The sequence below is a fragment of the Arcicella rosea genome, from assembly GCF_014204325.1.
GTDB lineage: Bacteria > Bacteroidota > Bacteroidia > Cytophagales > Spirosomataceae > Arcicella > Arcicella rosea_A.
In genome coordinates this window covers 150,365-173,036 of sequence record NZ_JACHKT010000009.1, presented here as the reverse complement: position 1 = coordinate 173,036, position 22,672 = coordinate 150,365, and the positions used below count along the sequence as shown (strand labels likewise).

At 34.9% G+C, this 22,672-nt stretch carries 21 protein-coding genes; 13 read left to right on the top strand and 8 right to left on the bottom strand.

Annotated elements, in window-relative coordinates; all coding sequences use genetic code 11:
* Window positions 1-231: 231 nt before the first annotated feature.
* Complete coding sequence (gene truA, locus HNP25_RS08445; protein ID WP_184133252.1) at window positions 232-963, top strand: tRNA pseudouridine(38-40) synthase TruA; 732 nt, start codon at window positions 232-234, stop codon at window positions 961-963.
* Between the two features lie 152 nt (window positions 964-1,115).
* Here truA and mutS read toward each other — a convergent pair whose 3' ends face one another.
* Together mutS and radA are read right to left on the bottom strand one after the other, a co-directional pair.
* Window positions 1,116-3,806 (bottom strand): DNA mismatch repair protein MutS, encoded by a 2,691-nt coding sequence (gene mutS, locus HNP25_RS08440; RefSeq protein ID WP_184133250.1) that lies wholly within the window; start codon window positions 3,804-3,806, stop codon window positions 1,116-1,118.
* A 153-nt stretch (window positions 3,807-3,959) separates the two neighbouring features.
* Window positions 3,960-5,336: a DNA repair protein RadA gene (gene radA / locus HNP25_RS08435; protein WP_184133247.1), complete on the bottom strand. Its 1,377-nt coding sequence runs from the start codon at window positions 5,334-5,336 to the stop codon at window positions 3,960-3,962.
* 214 nt (window positions 5,337-5,550) lie between these two features.
* On the opposite strand from radA, the gene HNP25_RS08430 reads away from it, so the two are divergent.
* From HNP25_RS08430 to HNP25_RS08415, 4 genes are all read left to right on the top strand, one after another.
* Window positions 5,551-6,186: a porin family protein gene (locus tag HNP25_RS08430; RefSeq protein ID WP_184133244.1), complete on the top strand. Its 636-nt coding sequence runs from the start codon at window positions 5,551-5,553 to the stop codon at window positions 6,184-6,186.
* Window positions 6,187-6,485: 299 nt separating this feature from the next.
* Window positions 6,486-7,766 carry an AAA family ATPase gene (locus HNP25_RS08425; protein ID WP_184133242.1) on the top strand — a complete coding sequence of 427 codons (1,281 nt, stop codon included), beginning with the start codon at window positions 6,486-6,488 and terminating at the stop codon, window positions 7,764-7,766.
* 7 nt (window positions 7,767-7,773) lie between these two features.
* The gene (locus tag HNP25_RS08420) at window positions 7,774-8,394 is read left to right on the top strand and encodes a retron system putative HNH endonuclease (RefSeq protein ID WP_184133239.1); all 621 of its coding nucleotides are present in this window, start codon (window positions 7,774-7,776) and stop codon (window positions 8,392-8,394) included.
* The gene (locus tag HNP25_RS08415; protein ID WP_184133237.1) at window positions 8,395-9,831 is read left to right on the top strand and encodes an ATP-dependent DNA helicase; all 1,437 of its coding nucleotides are present in this window, start codon (window positions 8,395-8,397) and stop codon (window positions 9,829-9,831) included.
* Window positions 9,832-9,833: 2 nt separating this feature from the next.
* Here HNP25_RS08415 and HNP25_RS08410 read toward each other — a convergent pair whose 3' ends face one another.
* Window positions 9,834-10,520: an NUDIX hydrolase gene (locus HNP25_RS08410; RefSeq protein WP_184133234.1), complete on the bottom strand. Its 687-nt coding sequence runs from the start codon at window positions 10,518-10,520 to the stop codon at window positions 9,834-9,836.
* Between the two features lie 137 nt (window positions 10,521-10,657).
* Here HNP25_RS08410 and pyrE point away from each other — a divergent pair, with 137 nt between their 5' ends.
* On the top strand, window positions 10,658-11,296 hold the full coding sequence (gene pyrE / locus HNP25_RS08405) for an orotate phosphoribosyltransferase (RefSeq protein ID WP_184133232.1): 639 nt from the start codon (window positions 10,658-10,660) through the stop codon (window positions 11,294-11,296).
* Between the two features lie 72 nt (window positions 11,297-11,368).
* Here pyrE and dprA read toward each other — a convergent pair whose 3' ends face one another.
* From dprA to HNP25_RS08390, 3 genes are all read right to left on the bottom strand, one after another.
* Window positions 11,369-12,487, bottom strand: a complete 1,119-nt coding sequence (gene dprA, locus HNP25_RS08400; RefSeq protein WP_184133229.1) for a DNA-processing protein DprA — start codon at window positions 12,485-12,487, stop codon at window positions 11,369-11,371.
* Between the two features lie 53 nt (window positions 12,488-12,540).
* Window positions 12,541-12,903 (bottom strand): MerR family transcriptional regulator, encoded by a 363-nt coding sequence (locus HNP25_RS08395; RefSeq protein WP_184133226.1) that lies wholly within the window; start codon window positions 12,901-12,903, stop codon window positions 12,541-12,543.
* Window positions 12,904-13,001: 98 nt separating this feature from the next.
* The gene (locus tag HNP25_RS08390) at window positions 13,002-13,895 is read right to left on the bottom strand and encodes an oxygenase MpaB family protein (RefSeq protein ID WP_184133223.1); all 894 of its coding nucleotides are present in this window, start codon (window positions 13,893-13,895) and stop codon (window positions 13,002-13,004) included.
* 264 nt (window positions 13,896-14,159) lie between these two features.
* Between HNP25_RS08390 and alaS the strand changes: the two genes are divergently transcribed.
* The 7 genes from alaS (at window position 14,160) to HNP25_RS08355 (ending at window position 21,674) form a co-directional block, all read left to right on the top strand.
* The gene (gene alaS / locus HNP25_RS08385) at window positions 14,160-16,799 is read left to right on the top strand and encodes an alanine--tRNA ligase (RefSeq protein ID WP_184133220.1); all 2,640 of its coding nucleotides are present in this window, start codon (window positions 14,160-14,162) and stop codon (window positions 16,797-16,799) included.
* A gap of 88 nt (window positions 16,800-16,887) precedes the next feature.
* Entirely contained in the window at window positions 16,888-17,814 is a 927-nt protein-coding gene (locus HNP25_RS08380; protein ID WP_184133217.1) for an Rpn family recombination-promoting nuclease/putative transposase, read from the top strand.
* On the top strand, window positions 17,799-18,647 hold the full coding sequence (locus HNP25_RS08375) for an Rpn family recombination-promoting nuclease/putative transposase (RefSeq protein ID WP_184133214.1): 849 nt from the start codon (window positions 17,799-17,801) through the stop codon (window positions 18,645-18,647). Before HNP25_RS08380 ends, HNP25_RS08375 begins: the two co-directional genes overlap by 16 nt.
* Before the next feature lie 98 nt (window positions 18,648-18,745).
* Entirely contained in the window at window positions 18,746-19,750 is a 1,005-nt protein-coding gene (locus tag HNP25_RS08370; protein ID WP_229202821.1) for an aminodeoxychorismate synthase component I, read from the top strand.
* Between the two features lie 7 nt (window positions 19,751-19,757).
* Window positions 19,758-20,633 (top strand): hypothetical protein, encoded by an 876-nt coding sequence (locus tag HNP25_RS08365; protein WP_184133212.1) that lies wholly within the window; start codon window positions 19,758-19,760, stop codon window positions 20,631-20,633.
* Window positions 20,634-20,656: 23 nt separating this feature from the next.
* On the top strand, window positions 20,657-21,136 hold the full coding sequence (locus HNP25_RS08360; RefSeq protein WP_184133209.1) for an NUDIX domain-containing protein: 480 nt from the start codon (window positions 20,657-20,659) through the stop codon (window positions 21,134-21,136).
* Window positions 21,137-21,194: 58 nt separating this feature from the next.
* Window positions 21,195-21,674 carry a DUF4199 domain-containing protein gene (locus HNP25_RS08355; RefSeq protein ID WP_184133207.1) on the top strand — a complete coding sequence of 160 codons (480 nt, stop codon included), beginning with the start codon at window positions 21,195-21,197 and terminating at the stop codon, window positions 21,672-21,674.
* A 331-nt stretch (window positions 21,675-22,005) separates the two neighbouring features.
* On the opposite strand, the gene HNP25_RS08350 is transcribed toward HNP25_RS08355, so the two are convergent.
* Both HNP25_RS08350 and HNP25_RS08345 read right to left on the bottom strand, forming a co-directional pair.
* Window positions 22,006-22,227, bottom strand: a complete 222-nt coding sequence (locus HNP25_RS08350; RefSeq protein WP_184133204.1) for a hypothetical protein — start codon at window positions 22,225-22,227, stop codon at window positions 22,006-22,008.
* Between the two features lie 15 nt (window positions 22,228-22,242).
* Window positions 22,243-22,659: a DUF1801 domain-containing protein gene (locus HNP25_RS08345; protein ID WP_184133201.1), complete on the bottom strand. Its 417-nt coding sequence runs from the start codon at window positions 22,657-22,659 to the stop codon at window positions 22,243-22,245.
* Window positions 22,660-22,672: the final 13 nt, after the last annotated feature.

The following is a 22,672-nucleotide window of genomic DNA, read 5'->3' as shown; positions in this document are numbered from 1 at the left end:
AATATTTAATCTTAAATCATAGGTTTTTAACACAGCACCTTGATGAAAGAAAAGTAACAAAAGAAAATCAAGAATTCCTAAACTCGCTTCGCTCAGACAGTAGGAATTCGTTGTTCCTCAATCACATAAAAGCGGTCTAAATTAGTTTTTTGACCGTTTTTTTGTGATTTTTAAATTAGGAATAATTCATTTTTCTTTCATAACCATCTTTTATTTAGTAAAAAAATTGAAATGCGATATTTTATAGAATGTTCATATAAAGGCACAAATTACTGCGGTTGGCAAGCACAAGATAATGCACGGACTATTCAGGGGGAAATAGAAAAAGTACTGTCTATTTTACTAAGAAAACCTATTGAAATTGTAGGAAGTAGTAGAACAGACACGGGAGTTCATGCAAAACATCAAACAGCACATTTTGATTTGGAAGAAGCCATTCCTAATCCTGAGAATATCGTTTATCGCATGAACAAAATGTTGCCTTTTGATATTGCTATCTTGAATATTTTCGCTGTTGCCGACGATTACCATTCTCGTTTTGAGGCAACTTCAAGAAAGTATGAGTATCATATTTCAAGAAAAAAGAACCCTTTCCTAAAAGATTTATGCTATGAATTTACGCCTATTCTGAATATAACAGCAATGAACGAAGCCTGCAAATACTTCTTTCAATACATTGATTTTGAGAGTTTCAGCAAATTACATTCACAAGTATTCACTTTTAATTGTACCATTATGGAAGCAAGATGGGAAGAAAGAGAAAATGACGTTTTGGTATTCCACATTAAATCAAATAGATTTTTGAGAGGAATGGTAAGAGCAATCGTCGGAACGCTGATTGAAGTAGGCATGGGAAAAATTAGTATAGAAGATTTTGAAAAGATTATTCAATCAAAAAATCGTCAAAAAGCTGGCGGTGCGGCTCCTCCGCAAGGTTTGTTTTTAATGGAAGTAAATTACTAACAAGCCTGATTTTCTGAAAATATCAAACCTATCTCTGAGATAGAATCTTGCGGTAAAAAGATGCAAAAACCTATCTCAGAGATGGAATCTTGCGGTAAAAAGAGAAAGGGTGTTTGTCCTCCAAAAATGCTTATTGATTCTATAAAGAGTTACTATTCAAGCACTTTCTTCACTTCATTCAATTTCAATAAAGCTTCAATGGGCGACATGGTGTTGATGTCGAGATGTTTTAATAGGTTTTGTATTTTTTCAAATTTCGGATTACTTTCTCCACCGAAAATACTCATTTGAAAATTCTGTTTTGGCATTTCACGAATCGTTTGGCGATGTTGTTCTTTTGAGCGGTTTTTCTCTAATTCTACCAAAATTTCGCTGGCACGATACACCACTGGCTGCGGAATACCTGCTAATTGTGCCACATGAATCCCAAAACTATGCTCAGAACCGCCTTCTTTCAATTTACGCATAAAAATTACTTTGCCGTTGATTTCTTTAACTGAAACATTGAAATTTTTGATGCGTGGAAAATCATTCGCTAATTCATTCAGTTCATGATAATGCGTAGCAAAAAGGGTTTTGGGACGATAATTTGAATGATTATGCAAATGTTCCGCAATTGCCCACGCAATCGAAACGCCATCATAAGTACTTGTTCCACGACCAATTTCATCCATCAAAACTAAACTTCTGTCTGAAAGATTATTCAAAATACTTGCCGTTTCGGTCATTTCTACCATAAAAGTAGATTCCCCTTTTGAAAGGTTATCACTCGCTCCTACTCTTGTAAATACTTTATCGACAATCCCAATTTTGGCTTCGCTCGCTGGTACAAAACAACCAATTTGTGCCATTAACACAATCAAGGCTGTTTGTCTTAGCAAAGCAGATTTACCCGCCATGTTTGGCCCAGTAATGATAATAATTTGTTGAGTAGCATCATCCAAATACAAATCATTCGGCACATAAATTTCGCCCAAAGGTAATTGTTGTTCAATTACGGGATGGCGACCATCTTTAATTTCAAGTTCTTTACCGTCAGAAACTTGCGGTTTGGCATAATTATTTTTCTCAGCAATTTTAGCAAAGTTGGTCAACACATCCAATACTGCAATTATTTTAGCGTTCTGCTGAATTTGATGTACATAATCGTTCGCTACATTGACCAATTCATTGAAAATTCTAAATTCAATCACTGCAATTTTATCTTCTGCACCCAGAATTGTTTCTTCATACTCTTTCAATTCTGGTGTAATATAGCGTTCTGCATTCACCAAAGTTTGTTTACGAATCCAGTCGTTGGGTACTTTATCTTTGTGAGCATTGGTTACTTCTAAATAATAACCAAATACTTTATTGAAAGAAACTTTGAGGGAAGTAATGCCCGTGCGTTCGATTTCACGGTTTTGTAATTGCAATAAAAAGTCTTTTCCGGTATGAGCAATGCCTAAAAGTCTGTCCAATTCATCATCCACGCCAGCTTTAATCATGCCGCCTTGGTTGGTCACAATTGGTAAAGATTCGTCACGCAATTCACTTTCTATTTTATCTAATAAAAACTGACACGGATTCAGTTGGTCGGCATATTTTCTCAGCATTTTTACATTAGCTACTTGTGCCGTTGCCGTTTTGTTTTCTGAATGAACCGAGTTGAGTAATAATTCACGAATCGGTTCAATGCGTGACAAAGCTCTTTTCAAAGTCGCCAATTCACGAGGATTAATTCTGCGAACGGCAACTTTTGAAATCAGACGTTCTAAATCACCAATGGGTTTGAGTTGCTGTTCGATAGCCTCACGCAACTCAGTATTTTCCTTGAAAAAAGAAACAGTTTCCAAGCGTTCTTGAATCAAAGCTTTTTCTTTCAAAGGCAAAACCAACCATTTACGGAGTAATCTTGCACCCATCGGAGTGGTAGTTTGGTCAAGAATTTGAATCAAAGAAATACCACCTTCTTGTTGTGGTGCGACTAATTCCAGATTACGAATCGTGAATCTATCCAACCACACATATTTCTCTTCTTCCAAACGGTTGATTCTTGAAATATGACTTACTTCTTTATGTTCAGTTTCAGCTAAATAATGTAAAATCACGCCAGCAGCAATAATCCCTTCCGCCAAAGACTCGATACCGAAACCTTTTAAAGAATTGGTTTTGAAATGATTAGTAAGTAACGGATAAGTAAAATCACGAGTAAAAGCCCAGTCGTCAATTCCGAAAGTATTGAATTTATCACCAAACAAAGCCGTAAATTCTTGTCGATTTTTCTTGCAAAAAAGTACTTCTGAAGGCGAAAAGCTCTGTAATAATTTTTCGATATAAGCCGCATTCCCTTGTGAACAAAGAAATTCCCCCGTTGAAATATCTAAGAAAGCAATGCCAATAATTTCTGTAGAAAAAGACGAAAAACTAATAGAAGCTAAGTAATTATTTTGCTTGGTATCGAGTACATTATCGTTGTAGGAAACGCCCGGAGTAACCAATTCTGTTACTCCTCTTTTTACTATTCCTTTGGCAGTGGCAGGGTCTTCGAGTTGGTCGCATATTGCTACACGTTCGCCAGCACGAACCAATCTTGGCAAATAAGTATCCAAAGAATGATGCGGAAAACCCGCTAAATGGTCATCGGCAGTACCGTTATTTCTACGAGTAAGCGTAATTCCCAAAATCTTAGCAGCACGAACAGCATCTTCCCCAAAAGTTTCGTAGAAATCGCCTACTCTAAACAGCAACAAAGCACCCGGATAACGAGCTTTAATTTGGTTATACTGTTTGGCAAGGGGAGTTTCGTTAGGTTTTTTGGTGGCTTTTGAAGTATCGTTAGGATTCTGAGAAGGTCTTGCCATGTGATTATTGATGTTTCAAATCAACCGTTCAAAAATTTTCGTTGAACAATTAGGCTTGAAAATTGAGTTTGTTATTAAAATTTAAATGTTTCACAAAAATACACAGAGCGATTTAAAGAATTTATGAATTGGGAAAAGATTTGAAGAAAAGCATCACTTTCTCAAAACCTGCATAAATACTTCATCCAACCTTGATGCCATTCTTACTTTGATTTTATAATTATTTACATCCAAACCTTTGGCATTGAATTTTGAAATCCAAATTTCTTTAAAGCCTAATTTCTCGGCTTCTGAAATACGATTTTCAATACGATTTACTGCTCTTATTTCTCCACCCAAACCTACTTCTGCCGCAAAACAAATCGTACTCGGAATAGAAATATCTTCATAAGAAGACACAATGGATGCACAAACGGCTAAATCAATCGCTGGGTCTTCTACTTTTAAACCGCCCGCAATGTTCAAGAAAACATCCTGATTGCCCAATCTGAAACCACCTCTTTTTTCCAACACCGCCAACAACATATTCAAACGTTTGGCATCAAAACCCGTTGAACTTCTTTGTGGAGTACCATAAGTTGCAATGGACACCAAAGATTGTGTTTCAATTAATAAAGGTCGATTTCCTTCTAACATCGCTCCAATGGTAATTCCCGAAAAGTCTTCATCTCTTTGTGAAATCAAAATTTCGGAAGGATTTGATACTTCCCTCAAACCAGAGTTCAACATTTCATAAATTCCTAATTCAGAAGTACTTCCAAAGCGGTTTTTGGTGGTTCGTAGAATTCTATACGCCAAATGTCGGTCGCCTTCAAATTGCAAAACAGTGTCCACCATGTGTTCCAATACCTTTGGACCAGCCAGCGAACCGTCTTTGGTAATATGTCCGATAATAAAAACTGGCGTACCCGATTCTTTGGCAAATTTCATCAACTCAGCCGCACATTCTTTTACTTGCGAAACACTTCCTGCTCCCGCTTCAATAAATGAAGATTGTAGTGTTTGGATTGAATCAATGATTAAAATATCAGGTTCAAAATTCTCTACTTGTTTGAAGATATTTTGGGTTTGGGTTTCTGTCAGGATAAAACAATTGTCACTTTTGTTTTCCAAACGTTCCGCTCGCATTTTGATTTGATGCTCTGATTCTTCCCCAGAAACATACAATACTCGGTGCGAATCCAGCATCAAAGCGATTTGTAACATTAGTGTTGACTTACCAATACCCGGTTCGCCACCGATGAGTACCAACGAACCCAAAACAATTCCTCCACCCAACACACGATTTAATTCTCCATCTTTGGTCAAGATTCTTGCTTGTTCCTGAAAATTAATTTCTTGAATCGCTCGTGGCTTGGCTGCTACTTTCAATGAAGTACTTACTTTCCAAGAACCTTTTTGAGGTTCATCTTTCTGTACAACCTCTTCTACAAAAGTGTTCCATTCACCACATGAAGGACATCTTCCTAGCCATTTAGGTGCCTGATTTCCACAATTTTGACAGAAAAATGAAGTTTTAGTTTTTGCCATATTATAATTTAACAAGCTCATTATCAAATGATAAGAAGCTTTTGTTTATTTCTTTAAAATCCACATTAGGATTATACCTATAATTACTTGTTGATTATCAAGCTCAGCCTTGAAATACATACCGTTTACTAAATTATGCTAAAAAAAACGGGTAACAAAATACTTCAGGTCGGTGATATACTGTTATCTTGCTAATAAAATAAATTTTACTACTATGCACAAAAAAATTATTTTACTCGTTGCCCTGTTAATTTTTGTAAAAACAGGTAGTGTTTTTGCACAAATTTCATTCGGTATCAAAGGTGGTGTAAACTTCTCTCAATTAAAAACTGATTTTGAAAGTCAGTCGGTTGGAGCGAATTTAAAACAAAGCTTAGATACCAAAACTGGTTATGTTGGTGGTGTATATTTCCGAATAGGAAAAACGTTTTTTGTACAGCCAGAATTAATTTTCTCGGCAAAAGGAGGAAGCTTGAATCTATTAAAAAGTGGTTCATCCACTGATTATGAAACAGTAAAAATTGATTATACAAGCCTTGATGTGCCATTACTGATTGGTTATAAACTTGGACCTCTTCGTATAAACGCTGGGCCTGTAGCATCTTTTAAAGTCTCAAATAGCATTAGTGACGATTTAAAAAACTATTCAAGTAACATTGGAGATTCCTTCAAAAATGCTTCTTATGGCTATCAAGCTGGTGCTGGAATTGACCTTGGTTCATTGTCTGTTGATTTACGTTATGAAGGAAGTCTTTCAGAGATTTCTTCAGTGGTTGATTTATCAAAAAGTGTTAACTACAGCCAAAAAGGAAACCTTTGGCAAATGACTCTAGGCTATAAGATTTTTTAAGATTCACAAATCACAATCTTTAAGAGTGATAATTTCCCTGCAAAAGCACTTGGAAATCATCACTCTTTTTTTGTTTAATACTGTTAGAAAACTTTTGTTTTTTGATTTTCAAATTCATTCTTCTTTCAATCACGGGCTTTGATTACTTTTGTGTTGATTGAAATACCGTTTTACAGTCATAAAACACAAAACACCCTCAAATCAATCTTTATACTTTATAAAATAGGTTCTTGATTTAAGTTCAATAATCATTTACATCATTTTTTTGAGTATTTTTAAGAAATCAAGCGAAAAATATCATGGAAAATTTTCGGATAGAAAGTTTAGAAATCAATAAAATAGGAGCTTTTGAGCATCTAAAAATGGACTTTCCCAAAAAGACTGACCCTGAAAAAGCTGAAATCCATATTTTAACTGGAGAAAATGGGACTGGGAAGAGTACGATTTTAAATTTGATGACAGGAATTGCAGATAATTCAAATGAAAATTTTTATTTTAGTAGAATACTAACCAAAGGTAAAGGCGACATTTCTGGCTATCATATTAATTATACAAAAAAGAAAGATGAAAGAAGTTATTTTAGAAGGCAAACTAACACCGATGGTTTTTATACTTCTCCTGAAGCACTTCAAAACGAACATGACTTAACATATCTTACAGATTTTGCTTTTTTTGCATACTCAAACAATAGATATATTAATGCTCATACAAAGGATGATAAGTCCAATGAAAATGAGTATTTCAAACCCCTTCAGGATGCTGTAAATTTTACTAAAACAGCCCATTCTAACAGTTTTATTAATTGGATATTATCAACAAAAACAAGGGCTTTAGTAGCTAAATCCAATGGAGATGAATTTGAATATCAATCTTATATCGGCTCCATTGCAGCAGTTGAAAATGCAATTTCTGAAATAACGAACCTATCAATTGAGTTTGTTTTACTTTCAAAACCATTTCTTAATGTAGCTCTACAAATTGATGGTGTTGAACTTAGCTTTGAGGTTTTACCTGATGGAATCAAGTCAATGATTATTTGGATGGGAGATTTATTAATGAGATTAGAGTCTATTGATTGGAGTGACAAGTCAAAAATATCTCTACATCAAACCTTCGTACTTTTCTTAGACGAAATAGAAGTGCATCTTCATCCAGCTTGGCAGCGTAAAATTTTACCAGTTGTACAAAAACTCTTTAAAAATGCTCAGATTTTTATTTCTACGCATTCGCCTTTTGTAGTAGGTTCTGTGGATGGTGCTTGGGTACACAAATTAAAAAAAGTAGGAGCTTATGCGGTTTTGGATGGCGAGCCTGTTTTGTCGGAAGATGCGGAAAGTTATGATACTATTTTAGAGGAGATTTTCGGTATAAAAGAGCGTTTTGGCAATGAAATTGAATCAAAATTAGATAGATTTAGAAAAATCACTAAAGAGATTTTAAAAGGAAATGAACAAAATTTAGAAGAATGGAATGCTATCATTACTTTCTTCCAGAATCAAAATCGTCCTGATGAAATCATGGCTGTTATTGCTCCACAAGTACATCAAATTAACAGAATACGTAAACAAGTTATCGCCTAAATTTCCAATGTTTAAAATAAATCGACACCCAACTTCAGAACCTCAAATATTACAAGAAAAAGGCAAAGAGTGGACTGAAAAGTTTATTGAAGCTCGAAAAGCAAATAAAAAATATAAACACTCATGGATAAAAAGTAAAGTTAATTACCATGATGAAATAATAGAGGCTCTTTCAACATTAACTCACGAACACTGTTCGTATTGTGATAAATATCCTCTTGATGCAAGAGCTAAAATAGACCTTCAAATAGACCACTTCAAGCCAGTAAGTAAACATGAAGAATTAGCTTACGAGTGGACAAACCTTTACTTGTCTTGTGCTGGATGTAATAAATCAAAATTAGCACAATACAGCGATTTGATTTTAAGACCAGATTCCGAAGACTATCATCCAAACGATTCCTTTTTCTTTGATACAAGTACTGGAGAAATTTTGGTGAATGAACTTAAAGGAAAAGCATATACTGAACGAGCAGCAAAGACGATTGAAGTATTTAAGCTGAACGATAAATCAATCGTTAAAATGAGATTAATAGCTATCAGAAACTTCAAAAAAGAGGAAGAGTTTGATATTAACGATTACGAATACCGAAACTTTATTGAAGAACTCCTATACTTTTATAAATAAATGTCAACAGAAAAACCAACCCCATCCTTCCTACTACGCCAAAAGTTTCCTTTTGAACCTACCAATGGGCAAATTGACTTGTTTCAGAAAATGGATAAGTTTATTCCTAATCAGGATGATTTTGGTCCACTTTGTTTTTTGTTAAAAGGTTATGCAGGTACTGGTAAAACTACGGTTTTGAGTACCATCATGAAGGTACTGCCAAAATTTGGTTATAAAGCCATCCTCCTCGCTCCTACTGGTCGTGCGGCCAAGGTGATGAGTAATTACTCTAAAACCAAAGCATTGACTATTCATAAGAAGATTTACAGACAAGTTGCTAATCAATATACTGGTAGTTTAGAATTTCAATTACAGAATAATTACGCTACCAAAACGATTTTTATCATTGATGAAGCATCTATGATTTCTGATGATGCTGAATTTGGCACGCCAGGATTATTGACGGATTTAATGAAATTTATTTTCTCGCATCCTGAATTAGACTATAATTTCAATAAAGTGATTTTTGTGGGCGACACCGCTCAATTACCTCCTGTGGGTAAATTAATGTCGCCCGCTTTGGAAAAAGGATATATGGAAAGCCAGTTTCATTTGGGAATAATGGAACAGGAATTGACAGAAGTAATGCGTCAAGATGCGGATTCAGGTATTTTGTTTAATGCGACGAATCTGAGAGATATTCTGAAAGACGAAAAACCTCAAATCAGTTTTAACACCAAAGGTTTTAAGGATTTCTTTAAAATGACTGGCGAAAAGTTGGAAGACGGACTGAACTACGCTTACCGAAAATTTGGCAGAGAAAACACCATTATTCTTACTCGCTCTAACAAAACTGCTGTGCAGTATAACCGATACATTCGTCAGCAAATCTTTTCGATGGAAGATGAATTATCAACTGGTGATTTGCTGATGATTGTCCGAAACAATTATCATTGGCTAGGTGAAGATTCTCCAGCGGGATTTTTAGCAAATGGTGATTTTGTAGAAGTAATGAAAATTAGAGGTATCGAAGAAATGCACGGATTTAGGTTTGCTACGCTTACGCTTCGTTTGCTAGACTACGAAGAACATCCACACATCGAAGCCAAAGTAATGCTGAGTACGCTTTATACGAATACGCCTGCGATGTCTAAAGATGAAAATAAAGCTCTTTACGATTCTGTATCAGCCGATTATGGACATATAGCGAGTAAAAAGCACAGAAATGAAGACATTAGAAAAGACCCTTATTTGAATGCTTTGCAAGTAAAATTTGCGTATGCACTTACTTGCCATAAATCACAAGGTGGACAATGGAATGCGGTTTTTGTAGAACAAGGTTACTTGACCGACGAAAATATCAATGAAGATTTTATCAGATGGCTTTACACGGCTGTCACCCGTGCAACCCATGAAGTATTTTTATTGAATTTTCATGCAGATTTTTTCGATTAAATTCATTTGTCTTCGCCTTCGTAAAAGTATTTTTTCAATACATAGCGAATCGAGTAATATGAATTAATCATGGCTGTATGGATTTGTTTTCTATCCATCCACTCTAATTTTTCAATATCTTCCTCAAACTGAGGTTTCATTTTAGTGTCGTCAACTAATTCCATCGAATACCATTTTGTTTGTTTCAAAATGGCTTCATTTTTATAAGTATAGGTATGATATGTGGTACAGATTTTTTCATCTAATCTAGCTTTTACGTTACATTCTTCTTCTACTTCACGCACGGCAGCTACCTTAAATGATTCCCCTTTATCGAGTTTACCTTTGGGTAAATCCCATTTTTTGAGGCGATACATCATCAATACTTTACCTTCTTCATTTCTCACTACTCCACCAGCGGCTCTTACTAATTTGTATTGAGATTTGATTTGCGTTTCTGTTGCATCTTTATTTTCTGAGACGAGCGTTATCGATTGTAAATTAGGAAGCTCTTCGTTTTTTAAGAGAGAGAATAACCTAGAAATTGTCGGAGAAAGTACATTAATAATCAACACATGACCTTGCAAACTATTGGCTTTTATGGCTTCTAACTGAGCATCTATCAAGTGATCAAATTCTGTTGAAGTAAGTGCTTGGGCTTTCTTTTTCCCTACGACCTTAATTGGTCTTTCGTTAATGAAAATTATCATTTTTAGTTGGATTGATCCTTAATGATTAGCTCGTGAATTGAAATCAAAATTTATATTTCATCGTAAAATTAAACTTTTGTTACGAAACATTACTGAGAGTTTTTAATTTTGCACATAGATTTAACAAAAACCCAAAAATGGCACAACGTACTCTTGCAGAAACAGTCGCTTCTATGTTACTTGAAGTTCAAGCTGTTCGACTTAGTCCAGACCAACCTTTCAAATGGGCATCAGGCTGGAATTCACCTATTTACTGTGATAATAGAATCACGCTTTCGTATCCTAAAGTGCGTACTGCTATCAAAAATGGGCTTGCATCAGCTGTGAAGGCTTATTGGAGTGATGTTGATATTATCGCTGGTGTAGCAACAGCAGGAATCCCGCAAGGCGCATTGGTAGCAGATTGGTTAGACCTCCCTTTCTGTTATGTTCGTCCTGAACCAAAAAAACATGGAATGGGCAACCAAATTGAAGGAAAAATTAAAGCTGGACAAAAAGTAGTTTTAATTGAAGATTTAGTTTCAACAGGCGGAAGTTCTTTAAAAGCAGTTGATGCTTTGCGTGAAGCTGGTGCAAATGTTTTAGGAATGGTTTCTATTTTTACGTATGGTTTTGAAATTGCTGACAAAAATTTTGCAGAAAAAAACCTAAAAGTTTATACTTTGAGTAATTACGACACTTTGATTAAAGAAGCTGTTGCCAAAAACTATGTTTCTGAAAGTCAATTAATTACTTTACAAGAGTGGAGACATAATCCTTCTGAATGGAAAGTATAATTCAGGTAAAAGATTAGACAAAAACCAATCTAAACGAAAATTAGATTGGTTTTTTTGTTTCCTCAAAACCGATTACCGTACAGAAATCGCATACTTCTTTCCCGGTAAAGATTTTAATACTCCTTGAAATTCCAGATTCAATAACAGCGACGATAATTTAGCGATATGAATTTGCGATTGCCAAGCGATTTCATCAATTTCCATCACCTGATTTTTATGAAGTAAAGCCATAATCTGACTTTCTTCTTCGGTAAAAGTACTTAAATCAAGTATTTGTTTGACAACTTGGTTTTTCTCATGACCAATCAAATCCCAATTTAAAGTTTCTACGACATCCTGAATACTGGTATAAATTTCGGCTTTTCGTTCCTTAATTAATTTATTACAACCTTCCGAAAAAGATTTCCCCAACTGCCCAGGCACGGCAAAAACATCTCGGTGGTAGTTATTAGCATACTCTGCCGTAATTAAGGCTCCGCCTTTTGCAGCAGCTTCTACCACAATCGTTACATCTGCCATGCCAGCAATAATTCTATTTCTCTGTGGGAAAAATCTTGGATCGGGTTGCGTTTCAAAAGTTTGTTCAGTAATGATTCCTCCTGTTTCTTGCATCTGAATCGAAACATTTTTATGCTGATAGGGATAAATTAAATCTATTCCACTTGCCATCACGCCTAAAGTAGGAACAGCATTTTTCAAACAAGCTTTATGTGCTACAATATCAATGCCGTAAGCCAAACCACTTATCACCAAAGGATTAAAAGGCTTTAAATCTTCAATGATTTCGTCAGTGACATTTTTACCATATTCTGTAGATTGACGAGTACCAACAATCGCTACCGTTTTGGTATGATTCAAATCGGCTTTTCCTTTATAGTACAACAAAACTGGAGCATCATAAAGCTGTTTTAAACGATTTGGATAGTTTTTATCGGTATAAAACAACAATTCAACTTGCTGCTTTTCAGCCTCTTCAATTATTTTGGAAGCTTTTTCGAGAACAGATTTATCTTGGAGATTTTGAGCGAGTGTTTTTCCGATATTTGGAATTTTAAGCAGTTTTGCAACAGGTGTTTTAAACACTTGTTCTGCCCCGCCACAATAACTGATAAGCTGGCGGATAAGTACATCCCCAATTTTGGGAATTAATGTGAGTGCAATTTGATATTGGAGGTTTTCGGTAGAAGACATAAAATAAGGTAGAATTGTAAGTGAATAATATTTAAATAACAGCAAAATTAGCGTTAAGCAGACTGTAATGTTTCATCCGTTTTATCATCAAGTCCTTCCCGAATTTCTTGCATAAACTTTTTAATTTCGGTTAATCTATCAATAATCGCTTGATGTTCTTGTTTTTTGCGTTTTTTAGCTTCTAATGCTCGCTTCGCTCCTTCAATAGTATAACCCTGATTTTCAACTAAATCCACAATTTCAGTAAGATGATTAATGTCTTCTTGAGTATATTTCCTATCTCCTGAACGGTCTCTCTTTGGATTGAGTGAAGGAAACTGCTCTTCCCAAAAACGAAGTTTTGAGATGTTCATCTCAAACATCTGCGCAACTTCTGAAATTGAATAATACCTTTTGGTCAAAGCAACACTTTCCATCTTCCAAAAATAAAATAAGGATTAAATTAAACTCAACAAAGATAGAAATTTTGTAGAATACTTGACATCTTAGTTTTCAATAGATTTACATAATTCTATTATTTCCTCTTTGTCTGATTCAAATACGCTGGACCAAGCGTTTCTATCGTAAACTCGTGTTTTGGATAAGTACGATAATAAGTATTGCTAATTTCTGTTGGATATTTCTTGAAAGTAATATATTTCAAAAAGTACTTTCTGATTTGAAAACTCATCTGTAACATTTCAGAAAACAGCTTTGAAGGTTTTTTGTAGCCAAACGATTCTCTTAATTTTTCCGTAATCAAAGCTACAAAAACTGGTTTAACAGCAAATCTCAAAAAACTTGGAAACCAATTTTCGACGATTTTTATCGTGGCATCAGCAATCACTTTGTTACTTTCAGCATAACGAAAATACTTTTGTTCGTAACGTTCTGCAAAGTATTTTAATGCTTCAAAATCCTCAGGAATATCGGTTAAATTCATTCTTTGCGCTACTTCTTTGAAAAAGATAAACAACGCTAATTTTTCAGCTTCGCTCAATTTTCGCCAGCCATTTATTTCCATCCAATTGATGGGATAAAAAACGAAAGTAGAAAGCACCAGTAAATAATCTTCATTCGCAATCCGATAATTTCCATGAATTTTATTCATTTGTTCAATCGCTCTTTTACCTAATTCACTATCGTAACCAGCTTGCATAAATTGAGCAATCAAGATTCCAGTATCGTCATAACGCTTTTGTCCTCTTTTTACAAATTCACCAGTTTTTTGTAAAAGTATCGAAATACTTGGACTGGCATAAGTATGAAACAAAGCCAATTCCAAAGCACGAACCATGTCAAAAGGGAAATCGTAAGCAGTCATCAAATATACCATTCGCTGATGGTCGGTGATAGGATTCAACGAAGCGATTTCTTGTTGAACTTCAGGATTACGAAAAATATAAAATCTTTTGGCGTAAGTTTTCATTGAGAAATGATTTTGAGCGATAGATTTGAAATCGAAAAGTAGTACGAGTTTCCAACTCGTAAAAATATACATAATTATTGGGACGAGTTGGAAACTCGTACTACGGATTTATTAATTCAATCAATTTAAATCACCTTTTTTTCTATCTCATTTCATTTTCTATTGTTTTACTAACATTCTCCAAGACTATTCACTAATTTTGCGGTTAATTTAAAAAATGCTGTCGAACGATTGTGTTTCGACTTTCCAAATTCCGATTTTATAATGACTTCCAAAGAAATACGTCAACAGTTTTTAGATTTCTTCAAATCAAAAGGTCACTTAATTGTTCCTTCAGCTCCTCTTGTTGCAAAAAACGACCCGACCTTGATGTTCAATAACTCAGGGATGGCTCAGTTCAAAGACTTTTTCTTGGGCAATGGTACGCCTCCGTCAAAGCGTATTGCCGATACACAAAAATGTTTGCGTGTGTCTGGTAAACACAACGACCTTGAGGACGTAGGTTTTGATACTTACCACCACACCATGTTTGAAATGTTGGGAAACTGGTCTTTTGGCGATTACTTCAAGAAAGAAGCCTTGGCATGGTCTTGGGAATTATTGACAGAGGTTTTCAAATTACCAAAAGATAGAATTTATGTTTCTGTGTTTCAAGGTGATGAAAAAGATAGCGTTCCTTTTGACCAAGAAGCTTGGGATATTTGGGCATCAATGGTGGGTGAAGACCGTATTATTCTTGGAAATAAAAAAGATAATTTCTGGGAAATGGGCGATACTGGGCCATGTGGGCCATGTTCTGAAATCCACATCGACTTGCGTGATGCAGATGAAGTAGCCAGAATTTCTGGAAAAGAATTAGTAAATGCCGACCACCCACAAGTGGTTGAAATCTGGAACAACGTATTCATGCAGTTTGAACGTATGGCGGATGGTTCTTTGGTTTCATTGCCTGCCAAACACGTTGATACAGGCATGGGTTTTGAACGTTTGTGTATGGCAATTCAAGGCAAACAATCGAATTATGATACAGACGTTTTCTCAAATACAATCAATTTTGTTGCTGAAAAAGCTGGTAAAAAATATGGCGAGGGGAAATGGGAAGACATCGCTTTAAGAGTAATTGCTGACCATATTCGTGCGATTGCTTTTGCGATTGCTGACGGACAATTACCTTCAAACAACAAAGCGGGTTATGTAATCCGCAGAATTTTGCGTCGTGCGGTTCGTTATGGTTATACTTATTTAGGTTTCCGTGAGCCATTTATGCACAGTATTATTCCATTGTTGGCTGAACAATTTGATGGCGTTTTCCCTGAATTAGTTGCTCAACAAGAATTTGTAGAAAGAGTAATTTTAGAAGAAGAAAATTCTTTCTTGCGTACTTTGGAAACAGGTTTGACAAGATTAGATAAAATCATTGCTGAAACTGAGAAAAACGGAAGAATTGCAGGAGAAATCGTTTTTGAATTGAACGATACTTTCGGTTTCCCTTCTGATTTAACGGCTTTGATTGCCCGTGAAAATGGTTTGTCAATCGACGAAGAAGGCTATAAAATTGCCCTTCAAGCACAAAAAGACCGTTCTCGTAAAGATTCAACCAAAGAAGCAACCGACTGGACGATTATTTCTGACGAAGATTTCGACTTTGAATTTGTAGGTTACGACGAAACGGAAGCGTCAGCAAGCCTTATCAAATACCGTAAAGTAAAAACTAAAACTGGAAGCGAGTATCATATAGTTTTAGACAAAACGCCTTTTTACGCAGAAATGGGTGGACAAGTTGGCGATTCTGGCGTATTAGTTTCGGGAGATTTATCTATCCAAATTTCAGATACTAAAAAGGAAAACGATTTGTTTATTCATATTTCTACCGATAAAAATTTCGAGAAATTTGTTGAACAATATGCTACCAACAAAAATTTAGTAGCCAAAATTGATACAGCACGCAGAAGTAAAATTACGTCAAACCACACCGCTACGCACTTGATGCTTTCGGCGATGCGTGAAGTATTAGGCTCGCATATTTCGCAAAAAGGTTCTTTTCAAAACGAAGACCTTACTCGTTTCGACTTCTCGCACTTCTCGAAAGTAACAGATGAGGAATTGGGCAAAATCGAAGACATCGTTAATGCAAAAATCAGAGAAAATATTGCTTTAGACGAAAAACGCAATGTGCCAATCAAAGAAGCGGTAGCGGCTGGAGCAACGGCAACTTTTGGAGAAAAATACGGCGATTTTGTCCGTGTAATCACTTTCGACCCGAACTTTTCGGTAGAACTTTGTGGTGGTACGCACGTACCTTCTACAGGACAAATCGGCTTGTTTAAATTCGTAGCAGAAAGTTCGGTTTCGGCTGGCGTTCGTCGTGTAGAAGCTTATACTGGCGAAAATGCTTTGGCAATGTTTGAAGAACAATTGGCGATTGTAAACGAATTAAAAGGTTTATTCAAAGGTCAATCAGACATAGTAAAAGCCGTAAAAGCTTTGTTAGAAGAAAAAGCGATTTTAAGTAAAAAAATTGAAGCTTTTGAATCTGAAAAATTACAAGCCATCAAAGAAACGTTACTAACGAAAGTACAAGCAATTGGCGAAGTAAATGTAATTGCTGAAGTAGTTTCAGTGCCAAATGCTGATGCTTTAAAGCAATTGGCTTATGAGTTAAAAGCTAAAATTGATAATTTATATTGCGTTTTAGGGGCAGAAGTAGCAGGCAAACCACAGTTGGCGGTTATGATTGCCGATAATTTGGTAGCTGATAAAGGCTTAAACGCTGGGCAAATCATTCGTGAAATGGCGAAAGAAGTAAAAGGCGGAGGCGGTGGACAGCCGTTCTTTGCAACGGCAGGCGGTTCAGATGTTTCAGGTTTGGCTAAAGCGATTGAAAAAGGGAAAAGTGCGGTTTAGTTATGAGCATTGTTTTTATATACTCATTTTCAAAAACTAAAGTCCAATTATTCGTTTGTTTGAATCAGATTTTTTACATTAGATACAAATGGCTGAATTCATAGAAAAATATATCAATCCGTTTACGGATTTTGGCTTTAAGAAATTGTTTGGCGAAGAACTAAACAAGGACTTGTTGTTGGATTTTTTGAACGAATTATTGCGAGAGGAACAAGGTCAAATCAAGGATTTAACGTATCTGAAAACCGAACATTTGGGCTTGACAGAATCTGACAGAAAAGCTATTTTTGATTTGTATTGCGAAAACGAACGTGGAGAGAAATTTATAGTTGAATTACAGAAATCCAAACAAAATTTCTTTAAGGATAGGACTGTTTACTACTCAACTTTTCCCATTCGAGAACAAGCCAAACGAGCAGATTGGAACTTTGAATTAAAAGCTGTTTATACGATAGCCATACTTGATTTTGTTTTCGATTCAGATAAAAATGAGCCTGAGAAGTTTCGTTATGATGTGAAGTTACAAGACATAGAAACCAATAAAATATTCTATGATAAGCTAACTTTCATTTACTTAGAAATGCCAAAGTTCAAGAAAAGTATAGATGAGTTAGCGACACGTTTTGAAAAATGGCTTTATTTAATACGAAACTTGAATCAGTTAGAACGCATTCCTGAAAGTTTAAGAGAACGTATTTTTGAGAAAGTATTTGAAACAGCAGAAATAGCCAAATTCACACCAGAACAAATCCTTTCTTATGAAGATAGTTTGAAGTATTACAGAGATTTGAAAAACTCTTTGGACACCGCAAGAGAGGAAGGCGAAGCTGAAGGGATAATCAAAGGAGAACAGATAGGGATTGCGAAAGGTGAACAATTAGGAATTGTAAAAGGTAAATTGGAAGGTAAATTAGAAGTCGCTCGAAATATGCTTTCAATAGGTTTATCCTTAGAAGTGGTAGCACAAGCGTTGGAACTAACAGAGGAAGAGCTAAAAAAATGGCTGAATTCATAGAAAAATACATCAATCCGTTTATGGGTTTTGGCTTTAAGAAATTGTTTGGCGAAGAACTAAACAAGGACTTGTTGTTGGATTTTTTGAACGAATTATTGCGAGAGGAACAAGGTCAAATCAAGGATTTAACGTATTTGAAAACCGAACATTTGGGCTTGACAGAATCTGACAGAAAAGCTATTTTTGATTTGTATTGCGAAAACGAACGTGGAGAGAAATTTATAGTTGAATTACAGAAATCCAAACAAAATTTCTTTAAGGATAGAACGGTTTATTATTCAACATTCCCGATTAGAGAACAAGCTAAACGAGCAGATTGGAACTTTGAATTAAAAGCTGTTTATACGATAGCCATACTTGATTTTGTTTTCGATTCAGATAAAAATGAGCCTGAGAAGTTTCGTTATGATGTGAAGTTACAAGACATAGAAACCAATAAAATATTCTATGATAAGCTAACTTTCATTTACTTAGAAATGCCAAAGTTCAAGAAAAGTATAGATGAGTTAGCGACACGTTTTGAAAAATGGCTTTATTTAATACGAAACTTGAATCAGTTAGAACGCATTCCTGAAAGTTTAAGAGAACGTATTTTTGAGAAGGTATTTGAAACAGCAGAAATAGCCAAATTCACGCCAGAACAAGTCCTTTCTTATGAAGATAGTTTGAAGTATTACAGAGATTTGAAAAACTCATTGGATACTGCAAGAGAGAAAGGTGAAGCCGAGGGAATACAAAAAGTTGCTCGAAATATGCTCTCATTAGGATTGTCTATGGAAACGATTTCTCAAGCTACTGGTCTTTCAGAGGAGGAAATTAATCACTTACGTTAACTATAATTTTCAAGACCTAAAAGGTTTTTATAAACTTTTTAGGTCTTTTTCATTCACTACAATAATCAATTAACCAGTTTTAGGTACTTCAATATCCATTGTCTTTCAAATCTCAAATACTTCCTAATCAAGCTAAAATCGCTATCGAACAAATGAATTTGTTGGGTCGTGACCGCAAGCCTTTCCTTTTCATCATTGATTATGAAATGAAAAAGCCGATTGTTTTGCCACTTGAGGAAGTTGAAAAAGAGGATATTTTATATAAAGTTGGGAACAAAAGTAATTTCAACCCCGAAAAAAAATTACTGGAAAAGCCTCTTTATTTAGAAAAATATCCGATTAATTTTCGGGAATATCAACAGTCGTTCGACATCGTAAAACGTCATTTAATTCGAGGAAATAGTTTTTTGGTCAATCTCACCAAACCCACTCCTATCAAAGTAAATTTGAGTTTAAAAGAGATTTTTGAACGTAGTTCGGCTCAATATCAATTGTACTTCAACAATCAATTTGTGCTATTTTCACCTGAAATTTTTATTAAAATCAACAACGGAATCATTTCTTCGCATCCTATGAAAGGTACAATTTCGGCAAACGTACCTAATGCCGAATCGGAGATTCTGAATAATAAAAAAGAACTTGCAGAACACGCAACAATTGTTGATTTAATTAGAAATGATATTAGCATGGTAGCAGAAAAAGTTTGGGTTGAGCGTTTTCGGTATATTAGCAAAGTACAAACTTCGGAAGGTGATTTATTACAAGTAAGTTCTGAAATTTGTGGAAAGTTACCTGAAAACTTTCATCAGCAAATCGGTTCATTATTGTTTAAATTATTACCAGCAGGTTCAATTTGTGGAGCACCCAAACCACAAACTTTGGCAATTATTGAAGAAGCTGAAAACTACAATCGAGGATATTATACAGGAGTTTTTGGCATTTTTGATGGTGAAAATTTAGACAGTTCTGTGATGATTCGTTTTATCGAAAAAATGGAAAATAATTCACTTATCTTCAAAAGTGGCGGTGGAATCACTGTTTTTTCTGACGAACAATTAGAGTATCAAGAAATGATTGATAAAGTATATCTTACTTCAAAATAATACGCTTGTGTGGCAATCAAAAATTTATACTTTATTAGAAAAGCATCAAATTAGTTTTGAAAAAAAGACTTTTGATTCTCCCTTTGAGGTTATTTATTTACCCCAACAACTACTTTTTCTACATTTTATTTCACTTGAAAATTTCAAAAACACAACTATTCCTCCCGATTTTTTTAAAGATTTTTCTGAAAAAATTCAGACTCAACATCAAAGAATTATTCATCTTTGGGAAGATGTTTATGCCCAAAATTCAGCTTTAGTAAATGCCAGAATTTTGGCTATGTGCGGATATTCAAAACGACTAAACGCCCGACATTGCTTTGTAGAAAGAATTGATAATCCAACGGCAGTAATATTTTTAAATGAAAATCATTTACAGGCTTCGGTGAAATCTAAATTCAAATATGGCTTATTTTTGAAAGCTCAGTACCTTGAAAAATTCATAGATTCGGCATTGATTCAAGAGAAAAATCAGCCTTTATTAATTGCAGTGGCTACTTTTAGTGCAGGACGAGCGATGAAATATGGTGAACGTGCTGGTACTCGTTCTTATGAATTATTGCGTTTTGCAACGCTAAAAAATCATCATGTTGTTGGTGGAATGGACAAGCTTTTAAAGGCTTTTACGAATGAACATCAGCCTGACGATGTGATGTCGTATGCAGACAGAGATTGGTCGGACGGAAGAAGTTATGAAACCTTGGGATTTCAGAAAATTGAAAATACTTCTCCGCAACATTTTATGATCAATAAACAAACCTTCGAACGTTTTAACATTAATCATTCCGAAGGTTTGAAAGAACAAAGTTTTATTCAGATATTTAATGCTGGAAGTATCAAATACATTAAGATTCTTCATGATAAAGAAATGGCTAAAGATTAGCTATTTCAAAACCTAAGTATAAAATGATAGACAGAGTTCATGAGCAAGTGATGGCTCAATACGGTGAACAATTACGAGTAAGAGTATGCGGTATTTGTGTTCAGGATGATAAAATTTTAATGATAAAACACAAAGGAGTCGTTGAAAATGCAGACTTTTGGTGTCCGCCTGGCGGAGGTTTACAGTTTGGCGAAAGTTCAGTAGAAGCCATCAAACGTGAGTTTTTAGAAGAAACATTTACGGAAATTTCTATCAAACATTTCATGTTTGTAAGCGAGTTTAACGAACCTCCGCTTCATGCGATAGAATTGTTTTTCAGCGTAAATCTTGAAAAAGGCAAAGTAAAAAAAGGCTTTGACCCAGAATTGGAGGAACAGATTATTCAAGAAGTGAAATGGATGAGCTTTGAGGAAATTAAAGCTAAACCAGCTAGAGAAGTACACAGAGCTTTTGGTTTTTGTAATACTTTAGAGGAGCTTTTGAATACAAAGGGAATGATTTAGTGGTTGAAGAAGAGGTGATTTTATTTGATGAATTTTAATAACTGTAAACTATAAATTCATGAAAAAGCTATCCCACGAAATCAAATGGGCATTAATTTTCGTTGCCATGTCACTGTTTTGGATGTTACTTGAAAAGCTTTCTGGCTTGCATAGTACTCATATCGACAAACACGCTACTTACACAAATTTCATTGCCATTCCTGCTATCACGGTCTATGTTTTTGCTTTGTTAGAAAAAAAGAATAAGTTTTATCATGGCTCAATGACTTATCTGCAAGGTTTTATTTCGGGTACAATTATCAGCGTAATCATAGCGTTTTTGAGTCCATTAACGCAAATTATTACCACAGAAATTATCACGCCTGATTTTTTTCCAAATGTAATAAACTATTCAGTAAGTGCTGGATTGTTGAAACAAGCAGAAGCAGAGCAATATTTTAGTTTAGAAAATTACATCAAAGAAGGTTTAATTGGAGCTTTATTGATGGGAATTGTAACGACTGCTATTGTTGCAATTTTTACTAGGGGAAAGAAATAAAGTAAATGAATTTAGGGTTTATGAGTAAAGTTGTATTCCTAAATTTCTCTTGAAAATTAGTTTTCGATATTCAGAACATGAGTCATCCCGAATTTTCTCTTGAAAAAATGAATTTTAAAAGATTTCAATGTTTTTGGATTGGTTCTCGTCCTTACTTTTTGCCTTTATGCAAAAAGTAACAAAAAAATCAAGAATTCCTAATCGCAGCGGCGAACCGCCTCGCTTCGCTCAAACAGTAGGAATTCGTTGTTCATCAATCACAAAAAAGCGGTCGAAATTAGTTTTTCGACCGCTTTTTTGTGATTTTAAAATTCGGGATGACTCATGTTTTTCATTCTATCAATTCACAACAAATTCCCATCTGACTTAATACTTCAACAATATGGTTTGAATGAAAGTTGTGACCTTGAATTCTTAAAATATTGTCGCAATCGTCAAGGTCAAAAGTTATTTTAAGATGAGGATAAAAGCCCTTGAGTAAATTTAATACTTCTTCCGATGTTTGCTCGTTACTCACATTCGTTTTGAATATTTCTATTACCATTTCTGCCATCCTAGCCTATCAATTTTATTTATCTATTTGGTTTAACCACGTTTTTATCACCTTCTTCAAGGCTACTTCTTTGCTATTTACTTCTTCTAAAGTCATAAATTTAGCAATCTTTCTGGCATCTGTAAATTTTCCTTCCAAAAATCCTGATGTATCATTGATTGTCGCTCCTGTCGGGAAAACCAATAATACACAATCATTTTTATGAAGATTAAACACAACAATATCCCTTTTGTATTCTTTAGGGTCAAAGGGTTTCATCTCTCCTGCATAATAGAAGCTGGGTGAATTCCATTTTATTTGTTCTGCAATTTCTTCATCGGTAGAAAGCACAACTTTTCTCAATGCCTGAACAACATTTTTCAAAGGATGATTCAACACCTCAAAATATGCTAATACTTGCTCTTCATCTGATAGTTTAGGTTTCTTTGCCATACTTGCTTAAAAT